Consider the following 21,047-nt stretch of genomic DNA (forward strand, 5'->3'; position numbering starts at 1 on the left):
TTTCAGTTCAGTTCCAGCGACGGAAAATCAGCGAGGTGTTGACCCCGCCAAAAGCAAAGTTGTTGTTCATCACATAGTCGTGACTCATGCTGCGAAACTCGCCGCACAGGTAGTCCAGCTCGCCACAGCGCGGGTCGATGTGCTCCAGGTTGAGGGTGTGCACATAGCGGTCGCTGTTCATCATCTCGATGCTGAACCAGGACTCCAGCGCGCCGCAAGCACCGAGGGTGTGGCCGAGGAAGCTTTTTTGCGAGCTGATCGGCATGCGCGGGCCGAACAGGCTGCTGGTGGCCAGGGTTTCGGCGATGTCGCCCTGCTCGGTGGCGGTGCCGTGGCCGTTCACGTAACCGATGGCAGCCGGCGCGAGGCTGGCGTCTTCCAGCGCCAGCTCCATGGCCCGGCGCATGGTTGCCTGCTCCGGACGGGTGGTGTGCTGGCCGTCGGCATTGCTGCCAAAGCCGACGATCTCGGCGTAGATGTGCGCGCCACGGGCCAGGGCGTGTTCGAGCTCTTCGAGCACCAGCATGCCGCCGCCTTCACCGATCACCAGGCCGTCGCGGCCACTGTCATAGGGGCTCGGGCTGGTGTGGGGGGCATGGTTTTTGAGGCTGGTGGCGTACAGTGCGTCGAAGACCATGGCTTCGGTCGGGCACAGCTCTTCGGCGCCGCCGGCGAGCATCAACGGCAGGCGGCCGAACTTGATCGCTTCATAGGCATAGCCGATGCCCTGGCTGCCGCTGGTACAGGCGCTCGAAGTGGGGATCAGGCGCCCGGTAAGGCCGAAGAAAATGCTGATGTTGGCCGCGGTGGTGTGCGGCATCATCCGCACATAGGAGTTGGCATTGAGGCCTTCGGCCACCGAGTTGAGCAGCATGTTGCCGAATGCCTTGATCTCGTCGGTGCTGCCGGTGGACGAGCCGCAGGCCACGCCCATGCGCCCGTCGCGGATCGACGGGTCGTCGAGCAGGCCGGCATCGCGCAGGGCGTTCTGCGCGGCAGCCACGGCCAGGCGCGAGACCCGGCCCATGCTGCGCAGTTGCTTGCGGGTCCAGCCGCTCGGCACCTTGAAGTCATCGATGGGGCCGGCCAGGCGCGTGTTGAGCTCCTCGAAACGGTCCCATTCGTCCATGCGGCGAATGCCGCTGCGGTTGCTGGCGAAGTTGCCGGCAATGGTCTGCCAGTCGCTGCCCAGCGAAGTGATACCGGCCATGCCGGTGACGACCACACGTTTCATCAGCACAGGCCTCCGTTGACTGCCAGTACCTGGCGGGTGATGTAGGCGGCTTCGGCCGACATGAGGAAATTCACCGCGCCGGCGACTTCTTCCGGGGTGCCCATGCGCTGTGCCGGGATCATCTTCAACAGCTCATCGACCGGCACGTGCTCGTCGAGCATGGCGGTATCGATCAACCCAGGGGCCACGCAGTTGACGGTGATCTTGCGCTTGCCCAGCTCGATTGCCAGAGCCTTGGCGGCGCCGATCACCCCGGCCTTGGAAGCGCTGTAATTGACCTGGCCACGGTTGCCGATCATTCCCGATACCGAAGTGATGCAAACGATGCGCCCCGCTTTGCGCCGGCGGATCATCGGCATCATCAGCGGGTGCAGGACGTTGTAGAAGCCATCGAGGTTGGTGCGTAGCACCTGGTCCCAGTCCTCTTCGGTGAGCGCCGGGAAGGCGCCGTCGCGGGTCAGGCCGGCGTTGCAGACCACGCCATAGTAGGCACCGTGGGTTTCCACGTCATCGGTGAGGATGGCCGCGCAGGCAGCGCGATCGGCAACGTCGAATTGCAGCACGCGGGCTTGCTGGCCCAGGCCCCGGACTTCTTCTGCAACGGCGTCGGCTTCACTGCGCCCGCTACGGCAATGCAGGACCAGGTCGAAACCGGCCCGGGCCAGGCGCAGGGCGATGGCCCGGCCAATGCCACGGCTGGAACCGGTGACCAGGATGGTGTCAGTCATGGGGGGACTCCTCTGGGCCCGCTTCGGCCAGGTAGCTGGCAACTTGCGGCGGGCGAAAAACGTTCAAGCGGGCCATGGCATGGATGCCCGGGCCGCGCAGGTGACACTCGAACACGCCCATGCCGTTGTCGTCTTCGAGCGACCGCAGGGCATGGATGCGCAAGTGGGCACCGGCAGGGAAATGTTCGACATTGCATTCGAATTTGCGCGTGCCGAGCAAAAAGCCCAGCTCCACCGGCCGGCCTTGCTGGCGCGCGCGACAACCGGCGTAGGCGGCGACGCTCTGGGCCATCAGCTCGATGCCGACCCAGGCCGGCAGGCTGCCGTCGGCGCGGTTGAACAGGCCGCCGGGGCGCACGGTCAGTTGAGTGTGGATCTGCTCTTCATCGAACGACTCGACCTGATCGATGAGGATCATGTCGCCGGCATGAGGCAGCAGTTCGGCCAGTGGCCAGGTGATCATGGGGTGTCTCCGAGAATCAGGCTGACGTTGTTGCCGCCGAAGGCGAACGAGTTGCTCATCAGGCGCCGCGGGCCTCGGGCCGGCAGGCGTTGGCTGGCATCGACCAGCTTCAGGGCCGGTAGCTGTGGGTCATCCACGCCATCCCAGACATGCGGCGGCAAGCGCCCTTCGGCATTGTCGGCGGCCAGGCTCAACCAGCAGAACGCTGCTTCCAGAGCGCCGGCCGCACCCAAAGTATGGCCGGTCATGGGCTTGCTCGACGAGCAGGCCAACTGGCTGCCGAACAACTCATGCACGGCCAGGCTTTCCATGGCGTCGTTGTGGCGGGTGGCGGTGCCGTGCAGGTTCAGGTAGTCGATCTGTGCTGGTTGCAGACCGGCATTGTCCAGTGCCTTGCGCATGGCCTGCAAGGCGCCTTTGCCGCCGGGTTCGGGCGCCGAGATGTGATGCGCATCGGAGCTGGCGCCGGCGCCGAGCAGGGCAATGTTGTTGCCTTCAGCGTGGGCTTCACGGGTCATCAGAAACACCACCGCGGCTTCACCGATGTTGATGCCGTTGCGGTTGACCGAAAACGGGTTGCAGCGCTCGGCGCTGACCGCTTCCAGGGCGCTGAAACCGTTGAGGGTCAGCTTGCACAGGCTGTCGACACCGCCGCAGATCACCGCATCGCACATGTCGAGATCAAGCAGGCGGCGGGCACTCATCAAGGCCCGGGCACTGGAGGTGCAGGCAGTGGAGATCACATAGGCCGGGCCGCTCAGTTGCAGCCAGTCGGCGAGGAAATTGGCCGGGGCGCTGAGCTCCTGCTGGGCATAGTCGTAGCTGGCCGGAAACGCGTGTTCGCGCAGGTAGTGAGCGATGTCGTCGCTGGCTTCCTTGATGCCCGAGGTGCTGGTGCCCAGGACGATGCCGATGCGCTGGCGGCCAAAGCGGGCGATGGCCGCTTCGATCGGGGCGCCGATCTGCAGGCAGGCGTCGTACAGCAACTGGTTGTTGCGGCTGTGATGGGCCTGCATCTCGGCTGGCAACTCAGGCAGCTCGCCTTGCACGCCCGCCACCGGCAGGCTGCGTTCCGGCACCCAGCCGTCTTCCACGCGCATCCCCGAGCAGTCGCCGGCAAACAGCTTGCGGGCGACTTCGGCCTGGCCGCGCCCCAGGGCACAGACCAGGCCCAGGGCATTGAGGTAAGCGGTCATGGCGTGTTCTCGCTGGGCAGTGGGCTGACTAGATAACGCAGGCCCTGGCCCAGGTTCAAGGTGAAGTCGTCGGCTTGTCGGTAGTCGACGCGCCAGCGCTCACCCAGCCAGCGCTGCTGGCCTTGCTGGCGGGCACCGGGGTAGAGCGCTTGCAGCTGCCCGGCCGGGGTCAGGGCGAACAGCAGGGCGGCGAACAATTCACGGGCGCCCGGGTTGGGCGGCAGCAGGCCATCGGCTTGCCACTGACCGTCGTTGAGCAACTGCCGGGCTTGCGGAATACCCAGCAAGTCCAGCAACGACCAGCGCAGGCTGGCGTTCTCGCGCTGGATCACCAGCAGCCAGTCCTGACTTTCTCCTGCCTGTTCGCGCTGGATATGCAGCTGCATCGGCAGCGTCAGCGGCGGCAACTGCGCGGGCAGCGGCGCACGGCTGGCGCAGGCGCTCAACAGGGCGAAGGCGAGGATCAGCAACAGGCGTTTCATGCACTCGGCTCGGCTGGCTTCAAAGGTTTACGGGCAACCACGTTGACCAGGGTTTCTTCGCGCTGGCCGACCGGTGGCGGCTTGCGCAGGCCAAAGCGTTCGAGCAGGCCGAAGTCGCTGGAACGGCTCCACCACAGGTACGGGTAGGAAACATTCTGCGCGCCGAATTCGAAGCCCTGGTCGCGGAGCATCTGCAGGTACTGTTCGGCACTTTTCTGCACGTGCATGGGGTGGCGGAACAGCCAGCGGATCACCCAGGTGTCGATATAGGCTTCGGTGGACTCGGCGAACAGCAGGTAGCCACCGGGCTTGAGTACCCGGTAGAACTCGGCCAGGGCCTGTTCCTGCTCGACCAGGTGGTGGAAGGTCTGGTGGCAGAAAAGGATATCGACGCTGTTGTCGGCAAACTGCAACGCCGCGCAGTCACTGCCGCGCAGTTCGACATTCAGGCCCAGGCGCCCGGCTTCGGCCTGGCTCAGCTCGAGGCTGTGCGGGTCGGCGTCGGTGCCCAGCAACCGGCCGGGGGCGAACACCTGCTGCAGGTACTGGAACGACTTGCCCTGGCCGCAGCCGGCATCGAGCAGCACGGGTGCGCTGGGTGGTGCCTGGTCGAACAGCCGGCGCAGATCGTTTATCGCTACCCGCAGCACATGGTGCTGCCAGGTGTGGCTGCGCAGGAACCAGAAGCCGAAGCGGGTCTCCTCGACGTAGCTGTCGCTGAGGAACCTCATGCCACCGTCCTTGCGCAGACTTCGGCGAGCATGCGCAGGCGCCGCTTGGGCTCGCTGACGAACGGGTTGCGCTGGTCCCAGGCGTAACCGGCAAGGATCGAGCTGATCATTGCGCGGATTTCCGGCGAGCTGGCCGGGTGGTAAATGACGTCCTGGAAGCTGCCGTTGTACCAGCCTTCAACGTAGGCGCGGAAGGTGTCGACGCCGCGCTTGAGCGGCTCGGCGAACTCGCTCTGCCAGTCGACGCTTTCGCCCTGCAACTGACGGTGCAGCACGCCGGCGGCCATGCTCGCCGAACGCATGGCAATGGTCACCCCGGAGGAGAACACCGGGTCGAGGAATTCGGCGGCGTTGCCGAGCAGGGCAAAGCCCGGGCCATGCAGGGTCTTGACGTTGGCCGAATAGCCGCCGATGGTCCGCGCCGGAGTGTCCCATGCGGCATTGGCCAGCACCTTGGCCAGGCTTGGCGTCTGGGCGACGAAGTCCTTCAGGCAGGCATCCAGGTCGGCCGGCGCGGCGGCAAAGTGCTCGGCGGCGGCGACCACCCCCAGGGAGCAGCGGCCATTGCTGAACGGAATGGTCCAGAACCAGATATCACGGTGCTGCGGGTGGGTGGTGATGAGGATCTTTTCCCGGTCGAAAGCCGGGTGGTCGATGCGGTCTTCGATGTGGGTGAACACCGCTTGGCGCACCGGGAAATTCGACGGTGCTTCGAGGTCCAGCAGGCGCGGGAGCACGCGGCCATAACCGCTGGCATCGAGGACAAATTCGGCTTCGACGCGGTACTCGCTGCCATCCAGGCGACGCACGCGGACCTGTGGGCGCGGGCGCTCGAAGTCGGCGGCGATGATCTCTTCTTCGTAGCGGATTTCCACGCCCTGGGCTGCCGCCTGGTCGGCCAGCAACTGGTCAAACTGGGCGCGCTGGACCTGGAAGGTGCTCGGCTTGCCATTGCTGAAGGTGTCGCCGAAATCAAAGGCGCTGTACTCATCGCCCCAGGCGAAGGCCGCGCCGTTCTTGCGCTGGAAGCCTGCCGCTTCGAGGGCCGGGAGCATGCCGGCTTCCTCGACGAAGTCGATGCAGTGCGACAACAGGCTCTCGCCGATGGAAAAACGCGGGAAGCGCTGGCGCTCGATGATCAGCACGTCGTGGCCGTTGCGCTTGAGCAAGGCCCCGGCGATGGCGCCGGACGGGCCGGCGCCGATAATCAATACCTGCCGTTGTTGCAGTTCAGTGTTCGGCATAAGGCCTCCTTGCCGGTTGGGCAGTCTTCAATGGAATCCGGTGCAGGCCGGCCAGCGCGGGCATCAGCGTGGCGACCAGGCTCATCAGCATCAGCGCGAAGTACAGCGCCGGGCTGATCAACTGTTGTTGCAGCAGCAGGTTGAGAAAGACGATCTCGCTCAAGCCGCGAATATTGAGCAGCAGGCTTTCCCGCCATTTGCTCGCGCCGGCGAACGACGGCGTCGCCCAGCACAGGCCCAGCCAGTTGCCGAGCAGCTTGCTGACGATCGGCAACAGCAGCAGGGCACTCAACTGGATGGCATCGAAGCCCTGCAGCACGTTGTGGATATCGATCTGGATGATGCCGAAGGTCAGGATCAGCGGGATCGCCACACCGTTCTGCAGGCGTTTTATCCACAGCTCCGATAACGGCATGCGCAGCGGCAACTTGAGCCAGGCCAGGCAGCACAGGTAGCCGATGCCGGAGATCAGCGCGTTGAGCCGGTAGTGCTCGGCGACGAACAGCAGGCCGAAAAAGCCCAGGCTGTAGACCCAGGGCCGACGCACACCGAGGGCATACAGTGGTAACGGCAGGCAGGCACCGAGCAGTGGCAGCAACAGGCTCACGGGTTCGAGGCTGCCCTTGCCGAGGCCGAACAGCAGCCAGCAGGTCAGGTCGATGAGGATCGCCGACTGCATCAGCCGGCGGGTTGCGGCGGGTGGGTAGTCGATGTTGCGCAGGTACAGGTAGAGCACCGGGATGGCGGTGATGGCGAACACCAGGCCGAGGGCCAGGGTGGTCAGCCAGGGCTGTTCGGGCAGCAACAACGCGCCGCAGGCCAGGCCACAGGTGAAGGGCACGAAGAAGCTGGGCAGGGCGATCTTCAGGCTTTGGCGGTCGACGTTCAGCTCCACCACATCAGCCAGAATATGCCCCAGCAGCAGGGCGAAACTCAGGCCATACAGGGTTTTCAGCCAGGACGGCGCCACCAGCGCGGCGCCACTGAGCTGCCAGTGCGGCTCGACCCAGAACAGCATCAGCAGCGGCAGGCCGAGGGTCGCCAGCAGCAACTGGCTGACAATCGGGATCAGCCCCAGGCGCCGGCCGAGCTCACTGGCGATCCAGAACAGTGCCAGGGCCAGGACCCAGAACAACACGATACTCATGCCGCCTGTTCCTTGTGGCCGGTGGCAGCCCAGGGCGCCAGGACAAAACTGAAGGCCAGGCCGAGGCTGACTGCCAGGCCAAAGTTGCTCACCGCCGGGGTGCTCGACACCGCCAGCAGGCCAAACGACAGCCAGGTGGTGGTCGCCGCGAGCAGGGTGCCGAGCAGGCTGACGGCGGCGCCGCCGATCTGCTCGTGCATGAGGATCGCGTAGTCGACGCTGATGGCAGTGACCAGCAGCAGGCCGAACAGGCTGAACAGGGTCAGCGGCTGGCCCAGCCAGCCGAGGCAAGCCAGGCTGCACAGCGCGGCGAGCAACGGCAGGGCGACGATGCGCAGGGCACCGCCGAGGCCAAACGGCAGGATCAACAGCACCACGATCAGCGCGCACGACAACAGCTTGAGCTCTGCAGCACTGACCTGGGTGGCAGCGAACACCCGGTTGAGGTCGCCGAGGCGGTCCACCAGTTGCACGCCTTCAAGGTCGTCGGCTTGCAGGCGCAGCAACGCCGGATCGTTCAAGCCTTGCAGGCTGACGATGGCGGCCACGCCCTGAGCGTCGGTGCCCAGCCACAAGGTGCGCCATGGCTCGCCTAGCGGGCCGCTGAGGGCGTGATCGATGTCCAGGGCAGCCAGTGCCTGCAGTTGTGTCAGTTCGGCCTGTAGCGCGCTTTGCGGCACGCCCAGGGCCAACAGCGGTTGCAGCGGCAGCTTGCCGAGTGCATCGCGTACCTGTTCTTGTTCGCCAGGGCTGGCGACCAGTTGGCTGAGGGCCATGTAGCCCTTGAGCTTGTCGGTTTCGACCAGTTCATCGAGCCGCGTGCTCAGCGCTTGCAGGCGACCCAGCAACTGCGTCTGGTCGGCGCCGCGAACCAGGTAGAACTGGCTGGTCGGCTGGTAGCCCGTGATACGTGCCACAGCCTGGGCTTCTTCGAGCAGTTGCGGCGGGCTGCCGACCCACTGACGGATGTCGTTGCGGCTGTCCAGCTGCCATAGACCGGCAGCGCAGAACAGGATCAGCAAACCGAGCAACACCGGGCTGGGAATCTTGCTCAGTAGTTTCTCACGCAGATCCACCAGCCATTGGGCAATGCGCAGCGGCCACTGCGCCGGCTGCAGGTCGATGCCCTTGAGCAGTGCCGGCAGCAGGCACACGGCACTGAGGTAGGCGCCGATCAGGCCCGCGGCGGAAAACACTGCGATCTGGGTCAGGGCCGGGAACGGCGTGAAGGCCAGGGCCAGGTAGCCGATGCAACTGGTGGCCAGGCTCAGGCTCAGGCCCGGCAAGGTCAGCCGCAAGGCCGGCCAGGCCTGCCAGGGGCGCAGGCTCCAGCTCTTGGACAGATAGTGCAGCGGGTAGTCGACGGCCACGCCGATCAGGCTTGAGCCGAGTACCAGGGTCATCACGTGCATCTGGCCGAACAGCGCCACGCAGGCCACCGCGCCGAACAACATGCCGACCAGTACCGGAACGAAGGCCAGAAGAATGCGCCAACGGCGGAACGCTAGCAGGAGCAGCAACAGGATGCCAACCGTGGCGCCGCCGCCGACCCAGGTGATTTCCTGGCTGGCCTGGCGCTGGCCGTTGGCGGCGTACAGCAAACCACTGGCGGCCAGCAGGCGGGCACCGTTGTGCCCGGCTTCAACCCGGCCGCTGGCGAGCAGGTCGGCGACTTGCAGGGGCAGTTGCATATCGAACGCATTACCCAGGGTGCGGGCACGCAGCAGTACCCAGTTCTGCCCGTCCGCTTCGGCCACCAGCGTGCCGCTGGCGGTGTCCAGCTGTACTGCGGCAGGGCGTGGCTGGCTGTTCTGGATGCGCCCGGTCAGGCCCAGCCAGTCGTCCTGGCTGGGCACCAGGCTGAAGCCGGCAAAGGGGTCGTAGAGGTTCTGTACGCGCTGCTCGATAAAGCCTTGCGGATTGTCGATCAGGCTGCTGCGGTCAGCGCGCGAGAGCATCGCCAGGCGCCCTTGCAGCAACTGTTCACGCAGTGCTTGCAGGTCAGTCTGCAGGCTCCATTGGACCTTCTCGAACAAGCCACTGGCCTGCCATTGTTCCGCCAGGCGCTGGGCCAGGGCAATGGCCTGGTCACGCTGGGGGTGGCCGACCAGTACCAGCATCTCGCGGTTCAGCGGCTCTTGCATGCGCTGCTCGGCGCGTTGCACCAGCGGGTCCTGGGTGGCGCCGGGCACCAGCGTCATCAGGTCGGCAGACAAGGGCGCAGCGCGGTGCCACTGCCAGCCGGCCAGGGCCAGCAGAGCGATCAGCAGCAGCAAAAACAGCCGTGGCAACAGGCGCTCACTCGGCAAAATCGCGGCGCTCCGTGTCGGTCAGGCTGGCGCTGCTGCTCGATGGCATGCGCAGTACCGTGCTGTCGCCCTGGGTTTCCAGCAGCTGGATGCGTTCGACGTAGCGCCCGCCGTCGATATCGATCTGCTTGAACACCTGTTTGAGCAGCAGCGAACGCGGGGTCAGGCGCAATTGCCAGTGCTTGGCATCGCCTTGCAGGCTCAGCTCGAAGTCACGCTGCAGGCCGCTGCTGTCGCCTTGCAGCACGGCGAAGAACAGGCGGTTCTGCTCGGCGCCGGCGCTCTTGCCCGGCAGCATCTGCCAACCGGACGGGTCGCGGCGGGCGATGCCCTGGGCGTTGAGGCGATAGTCCTGCTTGAGCGGTGTTTGCAGCAGCCAGAGCAGGCCGTGGTCACGGGCCAGGACGAACTGGCCCTTGCTGAGCAACGGCTGCGGCAGGGCGCGCAGGTGTTTTTCCTGGATGAACGGGCCCTTGATGACTGCAGGCTCGCCCAATTGCTTGCTCAGGTCATCGAGGCCAAAGGCCTGAGCCAGGGTGCAGCTGGCAAGCAGGCCGATGCACAGCAGGCTACGCAGCAGCGTGTTCATTTGAGCACCTTGTTCACGGCGTCGAGCATCACCTGCGGCGAGGCCAGTTGCATCTCGCCACTGGCGATTTCGACCGCGACCTGCACGGAACTCGCGCGGGTCATGCGTTCGCCGGTGGCGGCGTCGCTGATCAGGTAGTTGATCTTCAGGCGGTTCTCCCACTCCACCAGGCTGGCACGCACGTTCAGGCGCTGGCCAAAGGTGGCGCCACGCATATAGCGCAACTGCAGGTCGATCACCGGCCAGGCGAAGCCGGAGGCCTGCATCTGCAGGTAGTTGTGTTCGAGGCGGTCGAGCAGCGCGCAGCGCGCTACTTCCAGATACTTGACGTAGTGGCCGTGCCAGACCACCAGCATGCTGTCGACATCGAAGAACGGCACCAGCACTTCGGTATCGACGTGCAGCACTCCCTGACTACGCATGCAGCCTCCAGTGTTGTTCGGCAATTCGGCTCAGGCACAGGCGCAGGTCGCCTTCCAGGGCGCGGTCCTCGATCACCGGGGCGAAGTCTTCGAGCAGCGCACTGTGCATCTCGGCCAGGGCCGGCGGCAGGTCACGGGCATCGGCTTCGCGGCTGCGCAGCCAGACGCCCTGGTTGGCCGCCAGCAAGGTCGCGGCGGCAACCTGTTCGGTCAGTTCGAGCGTGCGCAGGGCATCGCGGGCGGCGATGGTGCCCATGCTCACCTTGTCCTGGTTGTGGCATTCGGTGGAGCGCGAGAACACGCTGGCCGGCATGGTGTTTTTCAGAGCTTCGGCGGTCCAGGCGCTGGCGCCGATTTGCACGGCCTTGAAGCCGTGGTTGAGCATCGCCCGCTCGGCGCTGGCGCCCGACAGGTTGCTCGGCAGACCGTGGTTGTAGCGCGTGTCGACCAGCAAGGCGAGCTGGCGGTCGAGCAGGTCGGCGACGTTGGCCACCAGGTTCTTCAGGCTGTCCATGGCGAAGGCGATATGGCCGCCGTAGAAGTGGCCGCCGTGCAGTACGCGTTCGGCTTCGGCGTCGATGATCGGGTTGTCGTTGGCGCTGTTCAGTTCGGTCTCGATAAAGCCGCGCAGCCAGCCCAGGCTGTCGGCCAGCACGCCCAGCACATGCGGCGCGCAGCGCAGCGAGTAGCGGTCCTGCAGGCGATGCAGCGGCGCGGTCGGCGCGTCGATGGCCAGGTCATGGCGCAACCAGGCAGCCACCTGCATTTGCCCCGGATGCGGCTTGGCGGCGAACAGGCGCTCGTCGAAGTGTTCCGGGTTGCCTTGCAGGGCGACCACGTTCAGCGCGGTGATCCGGGTGGCGAGTTTGAGCAGGTAATCGGCGCGGGCGAACGCCAGGCAGGCCAGACCGGTCATCACCGCGGTGCCGTTCATCAGCGCCAGGGCTTCCTTGGGCCGCAGCACCAGCGGCTGCCAGCCCAGTTCGCGGTGTACGTCAGCAGCGCTGCGGCGCTCGCCGCGGTACATGACTTCGCGCTCGCCCGACAGGGTCGCGGCCACGTAGGACAGTGGCGTCAGGTCGCCGCTGGCACCGACCGAGCCTTCCTGGGGAATCAGCGGCAGGATGTCGTGGGCAAGAAACGCCTGCAGGCGCTCCAGCAACTCGACGCGCACGCCGGACACACCATGGCACAGCGACTGCAAGCGGGCGGCCAGTACGGCGCGGGTGGATGGCGCATCGAGCAACTGGCCGAGGCCGCAGCCATGGAAGGTGTACAGGTGCTTGGGCAGGGCCTCGACATGCTCCAGTGGCACCGCCACCACGCACGAGTCACCGTAGCCGGTGGTCACCCCGTAGATCACCCCTTCCTTGTCCAGCAGCGAGTCGAGGAACTGCGCGCCACGGGCAATCCGCGCGCGGTAGTCGCTGTCGTCCTGCAGGCGGGTTTCGGCCTGGCGGTGGGCCAGGGCGAGGACGTCTTCGATTGCCAACGGCAGCGCGCCGAAGGTCACGGGCTTATGCGGATGCATCGTCATCGGTCTTCCAGAAAGGGTAGAAATTGAACCATTGCTGCGGCGCTTGCAGGCAATAGTGGCCCAGGCGTTCGGCGTAGCGCCCGGCCCAGTCGGCGATCACCTGATCGCGCTGGCCGCGGCGCCACTCGATGGCCTCGGCGAAGGGTTCGAGGAGCACCTGGTAGCGGCCTTGCTGCTTGAGGCAGAAGAACAGATTGAGCCGGCACTTGAGCAGCCCGGCCAGCAGCCACGGGCCCTGCGGGAAGGCGGCGCGGTGGCCGAGGAAATCCGCCTCGACCGTACGCGCGCCATGCAGCGGCACGCGGTCGCCGGCAATCGCCAGCCATTCGCCGCGGTCCAGGCGCTGGCTCAGTTGCAGCATGATCGCCGGGTCCAGCTCGCTGACCTGGATCAGCCGCAGGTTGGTCGCACCCGATTCACCGAGCAGGCGATTGAAGCGTTCGGCGTGCTTGGTGTGCACCAGCACGTTCATGGTCACCTGCTCGCCAAGCTCGGCCAGGGCGCGGCAGACTTCAAGATTGCCCAGGTGCGCCCCCACCAGCATCTGTCCGCGCTCGGCGCGCAGCTGGCCGCGCAACTGCCCGGGGTCGACGATCTCGATCTGCTCCAGGCGCAGCTTGCCGTTCCATACGTCGAGCTTGTCCAGCAGGGCATCGGCGAAGGCCATGAACTGGCCGAACACCCGCGTGTGGCTGGGGCGCAGGCTGGCTTGCCCGCTCCAGTCGGCCAGGCGCTGCTGGTATTGCCAGATACTCTGCCGGGCACGGCGGCCAAACACGAAGAAGTACAGGACGATGCCATACAGCACCGGGCTGAGCAGGCGCCGACCGAGCAGCTTGATGCCCAGGGCGGTCAGCTTCATCAGCCAGAAGCTGCCACGTTCCTGGTGTTCGGCCCAGTGTTGTTCGCCGTTGCTCATGCCTGCCACCGCCGCCAGAGGATGGCCGGGGCGCGCAGCAACATGCCGAAGAACAGCTTGGTGTGCATCTTCGAGATCAATGCGTTGTCGTGGAACAGGCGAAAGTGCGAGAGGCCGTCGGCCGGGTAATGCACCTTGGTGGGCAGCCAGCGCATCGGCTGGTTGCGCCAGGCCAGGCGCACGAGGATCTCCGGGTCGAAGTCCATGCGCTTGCCGAGGTTCACCGCCTCGATCAGCGCCAGGGTCGGCGGCAGCGGGTAGACCCGAAAACCGCACATCGAATCGGGAATCTGCAGCGACAGGCTGTTGATCCACACCCATACGTGGGTCAGGTAGCGCGCATACAGACGGCCCTTGGGCACGCTGGCGTCGTACTGTGGATAACCGCAGATCAGCGCCTGTGGATAAGCCTGCGACTGTTCGAGAAAGCGGCTGACATCGGCCAGGTCATGCTGACCGTCGGCATCCACCTGCAGGGCATGGCTGAAGCCCAGGCGCGCGGCTTCGCGCAGGCCGGCCATGACCGCGCCGCCCTTGCCCTGGTTGACCTTCAGCTGTACCAGGAACACCTGCTGGTGCTCGGCCAGCTGGCGCAGCACGGTGGCGCAGGCCGGGCTGCTGGCGTCATCGACCAGCACGCAGGGCAGGCCGGCTGCGAGCAGGTCGGCAACCACCGCCGGCACCGCCAGTTCGTGGTTGTACACCGGGATCACCGCACAAGGCTTATTCACCGACGGCCTCCAGCACGATGCGGCCGCTGGAGCAGGGCGCTCCGGCGTTGCTGTAGGCGAAGTAGAGCTTGCTGCGCTCGGCATCGAAACGCAGGGTTAGCTGCAGCGGGTCGCCGGGGCGCACCAGTTGCTGGAATTTCAGCACTTCCATGCCGGCGAACTGGCGCGGCCGGTCGAGCAATTGTTGTCCCAGGGCCAGCGCCCAGTCGACCTGGACCACGCCTGGCAGCACCGGGGTCTGCGGGAAGTGACCGTTGAAATAGGCCAGGTCCGCCGACACTGCCAGTTGCAGCTGTAGCTCGCCGTCCACCTCGGCCTGGCTCAGGACGTCCGGGCCTTTCGGCCGTGGTGCCAGCAGCAGGGCTTCGAGTTCGGCCTGGGGCAGTTTGCCCTGGGCGTTGAACGGCAGTTGCCGCAGCAGTCGCCAGCGCCGGGGCAGGGCCAGGGCTTCGCAGTGCTGGCTGAGGTGTTGGCGCAGGCCTTCGGTGACCGCACGGCGGCCCTGGTTGCGCAAGGCATACAGGCCTGCGGCGCTGAGCACCAGCAGGGCGCCAAGGCTGGCGCGGTTTTCCTGGATCACCGCCAGGCGCGCTTCCTCGACCCAGACGTGCTCGACCAGGGCCTGTTCCAGCATCGGCAAGGAGATGCGTTTTTCTTCCAGTTTGACGATGCGGTCCAGGCGCCCGAGCAGGCGGAAGCGACCGTCAGCGGCGAACTCGACGGCATCGGCGCTTTGTTCGATATGATCGGGTGGCAGGTAAGTCGATTCAATGCGCAGCGCACCGTCCTGGTTCTGGCTCAGGCGCACCTCGGCAAATGGCTGCCACAGGCTGTCGCCCTGGCGCCAGGCGATGCCGCCGGTTTCCGAGCTGCCAAGGATTTCCGTCGGCCATTGCTGCAAGCGCTGGTGCAAGGCCTGGGCGGCGCTGGCCGGCAGTTCGCCGCCGGAGGAAAACACCCGGCGTACCGCACTCAATGCTGGCCAGTCGAGGTTGTCGCCCATGCGCTTGAGCAGCGCCGGGCTGGCGACCCAGGCAAAGGCCGGGTGCTCGCGGCTGGCGCGCTGCAGGTCTTCGGGGAAGGGCAACTGGCGGCGCACGAACGGGCGCCCGGCGCACAGCGGCCAAAGCACGCGAAACAGCAGGCCGTAGATGTGCTGGGTGGCGACGCTGCCGATGATGCAGGCAGCGCCCAGGTCCTTGCCCCACAGCTGTTCCAGGGCCTGCACTTCATTGGCCAGCTGGCGCAGGCTCTTGTCGATGCGTTTGGCTTCGCCGCTGGAGCCGGAGGTGCACAGGCTCAGCTGGCAATTGTCCAGGTCCAGGTCAGCGGCGGCCAGGGGCGCTTGCAACAGTGCCTCGAGTGCGGTGTCCTGCGCTTGGTCGCTGAGCCACAGCTCGACCTCGCCGAGCCAGCGCTGGCGGGTCTGGGCTTGCAGGTCGGCAGGCAGCAGCACCTGCACCCCGGCGCGCCAGGCCCCGAGCAGCGCGACGGCCAGTTGCGCGGCGTCTTCCAGGTGCACGGCAATGCGCTTTACGCCTCGCTGCTGAAGGCCTGCGGCCAGTTGCAGGGCTTGCTGGCACAAGCTCGCGTGGTCCAGCGCCGGGGCGACGCTGACCGGGCGCGGCGCGCTGGCCGGATGCAGCAGTTGCTCAAGGGCAATCCATTTCATGAGCGTCCTCGCACGCGTTGTCTAATCAGCCATTCAATGGCAAACAGCAGGCCCATCAGCCCGTAGGCGATCAGGCCGTTGTACAGGGTCCACCAGCTCAGTGGCGCCCACAGGGTCAGGGCGGCTGCGACCAGGCCGTTGGCCAGGAAGAACAGGCTCCAGACCTTGGTTACCTGGCGCGTGTAGTGAATTGCCACGGCGGGCAACTCCGGCTCACGCAGCCGCGCCAGGCGCTCGACCAGCGGTGGGCCGAACTTCAGGCTCAGGCCAAACAGGCCAAGCATGAAAGCGCTGATCAGCACCGGGTACCAACGCAGCAGCTGCGGGCTGTTGAACAGCGCCAGCAACGCGCAGAAGGCAATCGCCGCCAAGGCCATCCAATGCCCGCCGGGCCGCCGCGGTTCGCTCAAGGCGCGCGCCAGCCACAGGCCGCCAAGCAGCAGGCCGAACTGCCAGGGGGCAAAGTGGGCCATGCCAAAATGCACCGCAAAGGGGTACAGCAGACCGGCCAGCAGCAGGCCGAGGCCGATCAGGCGTTTCATGCCGCAGGATTGACCAGGCGGTACACCGCCTCGACCACGTCATTGACCGTACGCACGGCCTTGAACTCGTCGGCGGCGATTTTCTTGCCGGTCTGGCGCTTGATGTGATCGATCAGGTCGACGGCGTCGATGCTGTCGATTTCCAGGTCTTGATACAGGTTCGACTCCAGGCTGATGCTGGCCGGGTCCAGTTCGAACAGTTCGACCAGGGCGTCGCGCAGGGTGTTGAAGATGTCTTCGCGGGTTTGCATGGTGCTGTCTCAGGCTGCCTGTTTGGCGGTGACGAAAGCCGCAAGGCTGGCCACGCTGGTGAAATGGTTGCGGGTGTCCTTGGCGTCGGCGTCGATCTTGATGCCGTACTTTTTCTGGATCGCCAGGCCGAGCTCGAGGGCGTCCACCGAATCCAGGCCCAGGCCTTCGCCGAACAGGGTCTGCTCGTCGCCGATGTCCTGGGCGCTGATGTCTTCCAGGCCCAGGGCGTCGATGATCAACAGCTTGATGTCGTGGTTAAGGGTGTTCTGTGGATCGCTCATCTTCGGCGAGCTCCTTGGTGAAGTGCTGATGCAGGTGATCATTGAGTTTGCGCGAGGCCTGCGGGGCAGGGCCTTGTGCGGCGAAGGCCTGCGGGTCGATGTCGGCACCGACCTGCAGGCTGAAATGCACCCGGCACCGGGGAATGCGGTACCAGGGTTCGGCCTTGGTCAGGGTGCTGGGGGTGACCTTGATGGTGACCGGGGTGATGATCTTCGCACCGCGCAGGGCAATGGCTGCAGCGCCGCGATGAAAGGCAGGCGGCTGGCCCGGCTGGGTGCGGGTGCCTTCGGGGAAGATGATCAGGGTCTGGCCGCCTTGCAGCGCCGTTACGGCGCTGTCGAGCATGTCGATGCTGCCGTCGTTGCTGATGTATTCGGCCGAACGCACCGGGCCGCGGGTGCAGGGGTTGTGCCAGAGGCTCTGCTTGACCACGCAGTTGGCCTGGCGCACCAGGCCGATGAGGAACACCACGTCGATCAGCGACGGGTGGTTGGCGATAATCATCTGCCCCGGGCGGCCGAGCTTTTCGGCGCCCTTGACCTCATAGGTGAGCACGCCGCTGGCGGCCATGAAGCGGATGAAGCGCCAGAACAGCCAGCTGATGGTGTGCCGGGCGCGCTGGCGATGGCGTGCGGCATCGCCGGGCAGACAGGCCAGCAACGGGAAGACCAGCAGGCGCAGGCACAGGCCGCCGATGCCGAACAGCAGGAAGCTGATGGCGGTGGCGAGCAGGCGCCAGTAATAGGCGTCACGCGGTCTGCTTATGGCTTGCGTTGCCAGTTCCATGTGCGGCTCTTCCAGGTGTGGGTACAAGTGCGTTGGCCAGTGAGCAGGCAACGCAACCAGCTCAAGGCATGGGGTTCTGTTACCGCAGCAACGGCGGCTTTACCGCCCAGGTCCAGTTGCCAGTCATCGCCGGGGGTCAACAACAGGCCCAGGGCATAGGCGAAAGGCACGTCATCGATCCTTGGGCCATAGGCCGCTGGCGGCTGTTCTTCGGTGACGATCAACAACACCGCGGGCGCGCCTTCGCGCAGCAGGCAGGCGGCTTCCATTACGCCTTGTTCGAAACCGTCGCCGGCAGCAGCCAGGGCGGTCATTTCACTGGTTTCGCCACGCATGATCGACCACAGGCCGATGACCGCGTTGTGTACCGACAAGCTGAACTGGGTTGGCGACAGCGGCTGCTCATTGGCCAGGTCGCTGAGGATTTCGAAGGTGCGCGGGGTTTCGCCATGCCGGGAAACGAACACCAGCGGCAAATCTTGCAAACCTTCGGCCAGTGGCCAGCCCACGGCAAAAGCCATGCGCGCCAGGCGGCTTAGACGACGGCGTTGCATGGCCGGCAAAAACGACACATCCGGTGCCTGTTCAGCCATTTCTGGCAAGTGGTTTGCCTGGCTCCAGGCCTGCCAATCGGCAGCCGTCTGCAGGCCTGGTGCCCACGCGCGCCACTGGCTGATATTGAATGTGATCACTTTGCTGTACTTCCCGCCCTGAGGGACTTCCTTGCCGAGGGAGTAACTCGGAACAACGACCTGACAGGGTGTGGCGCAATCGCCGAGTGGCGCGCATTATCCCGGTGCCGTCGGCGTGTAGCAAATACTGGTTACAAAACTGCAGTTTGAAACAGACCTCGAATGTTCTGCTTCGTCAGGTAAGCCTGGTTTTTTCCCGACCAACGGCGGTCACGGGTTGTCGGTCGATTCCTCGACAACTTGAGCCCGACGGTGCTGGTCAAGTGGACCCTGCGCACACATACTCGGTCATCCCCAGACACACGGAGGTCATTCCATGCGGCGCGTGGTGTTCAATCAGAAAGGTGGCGTTGGCAAATCGAGCATTGCCTGCAACCTGGCGGCGGTGAGTGCCAATGAAGGCTATCGGACGCTGTTGATCGACCTGGATGCCCAGGCCAACTCGACCCAGTACCTCACCGGCCTGACCGGCGAGGACATTCCCATGGGCATTGCCGACTTCTTCAAGCAGACCCTGTCCTCCGGACCGTTTGCCAAGAAGAACAAAGTCGATATCTACGAAACGCCCTTCGACAACCTGCATGTGGTGACCGCCACCGCCGAGCTTGCGGACCTGCAGCCCAAGCTTGAGGCCAAGCACAAGATCAACAAGCTGCGCAAACTGCTGGATGAGCTGGATGAGGACTATGACCGAATCTACCTGGATACTCCGCCGGCGCTTAACTTCTACGCTGTTTCTGCGTTGATCGCCGCTGATCGTGTATTGATTCCCTTCGATTGCGACAGTTTTTCCCGCCAGGCGCTGTATGGCCTGCTGGCCGAAATCGAAGAACTCAAGGACGATCACAACGAAGAGCTGCAGGTCGAAGGCATCGTCGTCAATCAGTTCCAGGCCCGCGCCAGCCTGCCCCAGCAGATGCTTGACGAATTGATCGCCGAGGGCCTGCCGGTGCTGCCGGTGTACCTCAACAGCTCGGTGAAAATGCGTGAGTCACACCAGGCCAGCCTGCCGCTGATTCACCTGGAACCGCGGCACAAGCTGACCCAGCAGTTCGTCGAACTGCACGCCCTGCTCGAAGAAAACGCTTAAATCCCCTGGCTGCGCAGCCACTCCAGCAGTTGCTGGAGTGGGAATGCACCGCTCTGGCGTGCCACTTCCCGGCCGTTTCTGAACAGGATCAGGCTGGGAATCGAACGAATCGCCAATTGTCCGGCCAGTTGCTGGTTAGCCTCGCTGTCCAGCTTGGCCAGGCGACAGCGCCCGCTGAGCTGGCTGGCCGCCTGGGCAAAGATCGGCGCAAACGACTTGCACGGCCCGCACCAGTCGGCCCAGACATCGACCAGCAGCGGCAGGTCGCCCTTGATTTGACTGGCGTAGTCGCCCTGTTGCAAATCGAACGGCGTGCTCAGCAGGACCGGGTTCTTGCAGCGACCGCATTTCGGACTGTCGCCAAGGCGCTCGCCGGGAATGCGGTTGAGGCCGTTGCAGTGGGGGCAGGGGATTAGTAGTGGGTCAGTCATGACAGCTCCGGAAATTGCGACCGGTTTGCGGTCGTTCGCGGGTCAAGCCCGCTCCTACAGGTTAAATAGTTCAAGTCCGTCACGACGAGCAACTGATCTCCAGGTGCTTGCCCCACTCCGGTGGCCGCTGGGCGTAGGCTTGCATTCCCGGCTGCTCGTCGAATGGCTTGCTCAGCACCTGGTGCAGCCGGCGTACTTCCTCGTAATCGCCCCCCTCAGCCGCCTCGATGGCGCGCTGGGCCAGGTAGTTGCGCAGGATGTACAGCGGGTTGACCGCATGCATGCGTTCGCGCCGGCCTTCGGCGTTGCCGGGCTCGCGCTGCAGCCGCGCGAGGTAGTCTGCTGACCACAGGTCAAAGCCGGCCAGGTCGATGAAGTCGTCGCGCACCACCTGCAGCGCCTGCTCGGCGGGTTGGTCGCCGAGATTACGGAAAAACAGGGTGTAGTCCACCGCGCCCGGTTGCATCAGTTGCAGCAGGCGTTCGATCAGCGGCTTGTCGTCGTCTTCGGCCCGGGTCAGGCCCAGGCGCCGGCGCATCAGGTCCAGGTAATGGGCCTCGTACAGCGGCAGGAACAGCCCGAGGGTTTCCTTCAGCGCTTCGACACTGATGAACGGCGTCAGGGCCTGGGCCAGGGCGCTGAGGTTCCAGTGGGCGATGGGCACCTGGTTGCTGTAGCTATAGCGGCCCTGGTCATCGGAGTGGTTGCAGATGAAGTTGGCGTCGAAGTCGTCGAGGAAGGCATAGGGGCCGAAGTCGAAGGTGATGCCCAGGATCGACATGTTGTCGGTGTTCATCACCCCGTGGCAGAAACCGTAAGCCTGCCAGCGGGCGATCAGCTCGGCATTGCGCTCGACGATGGTGCGGAACATGGCCAGGTACGGCTCGGGCGCTTCGCGGCATTCGGCAAAGTGCGTGTCGAGTACGTGATCGACGAGGATGCGCTGCTGTTCGGGCTGGCGGGTGTAATAGAAATACTCGAAATGGCCGAAGCGTACATGGCTCGGTGCCAGGCGCAGCAGCATGGCCGCGCGTTCCTGGGTTTCACGCCAGACCGGGGTGCTCGAGCCGATCACGCACAGCGCTCGGCTGCTGGGGATGCCCAGGGCTGGCAAGGCTTCGGAAGCGAGGAACTCGCGGATCGACGAACGCAGTACCGCACGGCCATCCCCCATGCGCGAGTATGGCGTCTGCCCGGCGCCCTTGAGGTGCAGGTCCCAGGATTCGCCGGCGTCGTTGTGCACTTCGCCCAGCAACAGGCCGCGGCCATCACCCAGGCGCGGATTGTAGGAGCCGAACTGATGCCCGGAGTAGACCATCGCCCGCGGCTCGGCCTCGGCCCACAGCTTGTGGCCGCCGAACAGTTCGGCAAATACCGGGGAATGGGCTTCGGTTGGCTCCAGGTCGAGCAGCGCCATGGCCGCTTCGCTGGCGACCACCAGGCGCGGCTCGGCGATCGGCTCGGGCAACACCGAAGTAGAGAAGGCATCGCCCAGGCGGGCGAAACGGTTATCGAAAGTCAGTTCGTCGAGGGCTTTCAACGGCCATCTCCTGGAGAAAACCTGAGTA

The 21,047-nt window shown here is 65.2% G+C and carries 23 protein-coding genes; 1 reads left to right on the forward strand and 22 read right to left on the reverse strand.

Annotation, left to right across the window (positions count from 1 at the left end; all coding sequences use genetic code 11):
• Positions 1-7: 7 nt before the first annotated feature.
• The 20 genes from JV241A_RS00900 to JV241A_RS00995 are packed head-to-tail and all read right to left on the reverse strand — an operon-like array spanning position 8 to position 17,958.
• Positions 8-1,234 carry a beta-ketoacyl-ACP synthase gene (locus JV241A_RS00900; protein WP_115089367.1) on the reverse strand — a complete coding sequence of 409 codons (1,227 nt, stop codon included), beginning with the start codon at positions 1,232-1,234 and terminating at the stop codon, positions 8-10.
• Positions 1,234-1,962 carry a 3-oxoacyl-ACP reductase FabG gene (gene fabG / locus JV241A_RS00905; protein WP_115089366.1) on the reverse strand — a complete coding sequence of 243 codons (729 nt, stop codon included), beginning with the start codon at positions 1,960-1,962 and terminating at the stop codon, positions 1,234-1,236. The genes JV241A_RS00900 and fabG overlap by 1 nt, the downstream gene beginning before the upstream one ends.
• On the reverse strand, positions 1,955-2,425 hold the full coding sequence (locus tag JV241A_RS00910) for a hotdog family protein (protein ID WP_115089365.1): 471 nt from the start codon (positions 2,423-2,425) through the stop codon (positions 1,955-1,957). The genes fabG and JV241A_RS00910 overlap by 8 nt, the downstream gene beginning before the upstream one ends.
• Positions 2,422-3,621 (reverse strand): beta-ketoacyl-[acyl-carrier-protein] synthase family protein, encoded by a 1,200-nt coding sequence (locus tag JV241A_RS00915; RefSeq protein WP_115089364.1) that lies wholly within the window; start codon positions 3,619-3,621, stop codon positions 2,422-2,424. Before JV241A_RS00915 ends, JV241A_RS00910 begins: the two co-directional genes overlap by 4 nt.
• Positions 3,618-4,103: a hypothetical protein gene (locus JV241A_RS00920; RefSeq protein ID WP_115089363.1), complete on the reverse strand. Its 486-nt coding sequence runs from the start codon at positions 4,101-4,103 to the stop codon at positions 3,618-3,620. Before JV241A_RS00920 ends, JV241A_RS00915 begins: the two co-directional genes overlap by 4 nt.
• Complete coding sequence (locus tag JV241A_RS00925) at positions 4,100-4,834, reverse strand: class I SAM-dependent methyltransferase (protein WP_115089362.1); 735 nt, start codon at positions 4,832-4,834, stop codon at positions 4,100-4,102. Before JV241A_RS00925 ends, JV241A_RS00920 begins: the two co-directional genes overlap by 4 nt.
• Entirely contained in the window at positions 4,831-6,078 is a 1,248-nt protein-coding gene (locus tag JV241A_RS00930; RefSeq protein ID WP_115089361.1) for an NAD(P)/FAD-dependent oxidoreductase, read from the reverse strand. Before JV241A_RS00930 ends, JV241A_RS00925 begins: the two co-directional genes overlap by 4 nt.
• On the reverse strand, positions 6,065-7,225 hold the full coding sequence (locus tag JV241A_RS00935; protein WP_134061209.1) for a sodium:proton antiporter: 1,161 nt from the start codon (positions 7,223-7,225) through the stop codon (positions 6,065-6,067). The genes JV241A_RS00930 and JV241A_RS00935 overlap by 14 nt, the downstream gene beginning before the upstream one ends.
• On the reverse strand, positions 7,222-9,534 hold the full coding sequence (locus JV241A_RS00940) for a hypothetical protein (RefSeq protein ID WP_134061210.1): 2,313 nt from the start codon (positions 9,532-9,534) through the stop codon (positions 7,222-7,224). The genes JV241A_RS00935 and JV241A_RS00940 overlap by 4 nt, the downstream gene beginning before the upstream one ends.
• A complete protein-coding gene (locus tag JV241A_RS00945) occupies positions 9,524-10,123 on the reverse strand; it encodes an outer membrane lipoprotein carrier protein LolA (protein WP_134061211.1) in 600 nt (199 codons plus the stop codon). Before JV241A_RS00945 ends, JV241A_RS00940 begins: the two co-directional genes overlap by 11 nt.
• On the reverse strand, positions 10,120-10,545 hold the full coding sequence (locus tag JV241A_RS00950; RefSeq protein WP_115089357.1) for an acyl-CoA thioesterase: 426 nt from the start codon (positions 10,543-10,545) through the stop codon (positions 10,120-10,122). Before JV241A_RS00950 ends, JV241A_RS00945 begins: the two co-directional genes overlap by 4 nt.
• Positions 10,538-12,082, reverse strand: a complete 1,545-nt coding sequence (locus JV241A_RS00955; protein WP_115089356.1) for an aromatic amino acid ammonia-lyase — start codon at positions 12,080-12,082, stop codon at positions 10,538-10,540. The genes JV241A_RS00950 and JV241A_RS00955 overlap by 8 nt, the downstream gene beginning before the upstream one ends.
• A complete protein-coding gene (locus JV241A_RS00960; protein ID WP_115089354.1) occupies positions 12,063-13,001 on the reverse strand; it encodes a glycosyl transferase in 939 nt (312 codons plus the stop codon). Before JV241A_RS00960 ends, JV241A_RS00955 begins: the two co-directional genes overlap by 20 nt.
• Complete coding sequence (locus JV241A_RS00965; protein WP_134061212.1) at positions 12,998-13,732, reverse strand: glycosyltransferase family 2 protein; 735 nt, start codon at positions 13,730-13,732, stop codon at positions 12,998-13,000. The genes JV241A_RS00960 and JV241A_RS00965 overlap by 4 nt, the downstream gene beginning before the upstream one ends.
• Entirely contained in the window at positions 13,725-15,404 is a 1,680-nt protein-coding gene (locus JV241A_RS00970) for an acyl-CoA synthetase family protein (RefSeq protein ID WP_134061213.1), read from the reverse strand. Before JV241A_RS00970 ends, JV241A_RS00965 begins: the two co-directional genes overlap by 8 nt.
• On the reverse strand, positions 15,401-15,946 hold the full coding sequence (locus tag JV241A_RS00975) for a hypothetical protein (RefSeq protein WP_134061214.1): 546 nt from the start codon (positions 15,944-15,946) through the stop codon (positions 15,401-15,403). Before JV241A_RS00975 ends, JV241A_RS00970 begins: the two co-directional genes overlap by 4 nt.
• Complete coding sequence (locus tag JV241A_RS00980; protein ID WP_115089345.1) at positions 15,943-16,197, reverse strand: acyl carrier protein; 255 nt, start codon at positions 16,195-16,197, stop codon at positions 15,943-15,945. Before JV241A_RS00980 ends, JV241A_RS00975 begins: the two co-directional genes overlap by 4 nt.
• Before the next feature lie 9 nt (positions 16,198-16,206).
• Positions 16,207-16,479, reverse strand: a complete 273-nt coding sequence (locus JV241A_RS00985) for a phosphopantetheine-binding protein (RefSeq protein WP_010222262.1) — start codon at positions 16,477-16,479, stop codon at positions 16,207-16,209.
• Complete coding sequence (locus JV241A_RS00990) at positions 16,454-17,266, reverse strand: lysophospholipid acyltransferase family protein (RefSeq protein WP_134061215.1); 813 nt, start codon at positions 17,264-17,266, stop codon at positions 16,454-16,456. Before JV241A_RS00990 ends, JV241A_RS00985 begins: the two co-directional genes overlap by 26 nt.
• Entirely contained in the window at positions 17,242-17,958 is a 717-nt protein-coding gene (locus JV241A_RS00995; RefSeq protein ID WP_134061216.1) for a beta-ketoacyl synthase chain length factor, read from the reverse strand. Before JV241A_RS00995 ends, JV241A_RS00990 begins: the two co-directional genes overlap by 25 nt.
• A 316-nt stretch (positions 17,959-18,274) precedes the next feature.
• Here JV241A_RS00995 and JV241A_RS01000 point away from each other — a divergent pair, with 316 nt between their 5' ends.
• Positions 18,275-19,048 (forward strand): ParA family protein, encoded by a 774-nt coding sequence (locus JV241A_RS01000; RefSeq protein ID WP_038997609.1) that lies wholly within the window; start codon positions 18,275-18,277, stop codon positions 19,046-19,048.
• Here JV241A_RS01000 and trxC read toward each other — a convergent pair.
• Entirely contained in the window at positions 19,045-19,479 is a 435-nt protein-coding gene (gene trxC, locus JV241A_RS01005; RefSeq protein WP_134061217.1) for a thioredoxin TrxC, read from the reverse strand. The two genes, JV241A_RS01000 and trxC, sit on opposite strands and share 4 nt — an antisense overlap.
• A gap of 79 nt (positions 19,480-19,558) precedes the next feature.
• Positions 19,559-21,019, reverse strand: a complete 1,461-nt coding sequence (locus JV241A_RS01010; protein WP_134061218.1) for a protein adenylyltransferase SelO — start codon at positions 21,017-21,019, stop codon at positions 19,559-19,561.
• Between the last annotated feature and the right edge of the window lie 28 nt (positions 21,020-21,047).

The sequence above is a fragment of the Pseudomonas sp. JV241A genome, assembly GCF_900275665.1.
Taxonomy (GTDB): domain Bacteria; phylum Pseudomonadota; class Gammaproteobacteria; order Pseudomonadales; family Pseudomonadaceae; genus Aquipseudomonas; species Aquipseudomonas wadenswilerensis.

What these genes read in the sequence shown, in the direction of transcription:
- JV241A_RS00985 (WP_010222262.1), bottom strand. Translation starts at nt 16,479, where the DNA reads ATGAGCGATCCACAGAACACCCTTAACCACGACATCAAGCTGTTGATC.
- JV241A_RS00955 (WP_115089356.1), bottom strand. Translation starts at nt 12,082, where the DNA reads ATGACGATGCATCCGCATAAGCCCGTGACCTTCGGCGCGCTGCCGTTG.
- JV241A_RS00980 (WP_115089345.1), bottom strand. Translation starts at nt 16,197, where the DNA reads ATGCAAACCCGCGAAGACATCTTCAACACCCTGCGCGACGCCCTGGTC.
- trxC (WP_134061217.1), bottom strand. Translation starts at nt 19,479, where the DNA reads ATGACTGACCCACTACTAATCCCCTGCCCCCACTGCAACGGCCTCAAC.
- JV241A_RS00935 (WP_134061209.1), bottom strand. Translation starts at nt 7,225, where the DNA reads ATGAGTATCGTGTTGTTCTGGGTCCTGGCCCTGGCACTGTTCTGGATC.
- fabG (WP_115089366.1), bottom strand. Translation starts at nt 1,962, where the DNA reads ATGACTGACACCATCCTGGTCACCGGTTCCAGCCGTGGCATTGGCCGG.
- JV241A_RS00925 (WP_115089362.1), bottom strand. Translation starts at nt 4,834, where the DNA reads ATGAGGTTCCTCAGCGACAGCTACGTCGAGGAGACCCGCTTCGGCTTC.
- JV241A_RS00960 (WP_115089354.1), bottom strand. Translation starts at nt 13,001, where the DNA reads ATGAGCAACGGCGAACAACACTGGGCCGAACACCAGGAACGTGGCAGC.
- JV241A_RS00930 (WP_115089361.1), bottom strand. Translation starts at nt 6,078, where the DNA reads ATGCCGAACACTGAACTGCAACAACGGCAGGTATTGATTATCGGCGCC.
- JV241A_RS00920 (WP_115089363.1), bottom strand. Translation starts at nt 4,103, where the DNA reads ATGAAACGCCTGTTGCTGATCCTCGCCTTCGCCCTGTTGAGCGCCTGC.
- JV241A_RS00915 (WP_115089364.1), bottom strand. Translation starts at nt 3,621, where the DNA reads ATGACCGCTTACCTCAATGCCCTGGGCCTGGTCTGTGCCCTGGGGCGC.
- JV241A_RS00900 (WP_115089367.1), bottom strand. Translation starts at nt 1,234, where the DNA reads ATGAAACGTGTGGTCGTCACCGGCATGGCCGGTATCACTTCGCTGGGC.
- JV241A_RS01000 (WP_038997609.1), top strand. Translation starts at nt 18,275, where the DNA reads ATGCGGCGCGTGGTGTTCAATCAGAAAGGTGGCGTTGGCAAATCGAGC.
- JV241A_RS00945 (WP_134061211.1), bottom strand. Translation starts at nt 10,123, where the DNA reads ATGAACACGCTGCTGCGTAGCCTGCTGTGCATCGGCCTGCTTGCCAGC.
- JV241A_RS00975 (WP_134061214.1), bottom strand. Translation starts at nt 15,946, where the DNA reads ATGAAACGCCTGATCGGCCTCGGCCTGCTGCTGGCCGGTCTGCTGTAC.
- JV241A_RS00970 (WP_134061213.1), bottom strand. Translation starts at nt 15,404, where the DNA reads ATGAAATGGATTGCCCTTGAGCAACTGCTGCATCCGGCCAGCGCGCCG.
- JV241A_RS00950 (WP_115089357.1), bottom strand. Translation starts at nt 10,545, where the DNA reads ATGCGTAGTCAGGGAGTGCTGCACGTCGATACCGAAGTGCTGGTGCCG.
- JV241A_RS00990 (WP_134061215.1), bottom strand. Translation starts at nt 17,266, where the DNA reads ATGGAACTGGCAACGCAAGCCATAAGCAGACCGCGTGACGCCTATTAC.
- JV241A_RS00910 (WP_115089365.1), bottom strand. Translation starts at nt 2,425, where the DNA reads ATGATCACCTGGCCACTGGCCGAACTGCTGCCTCATGCCGGCGACATG.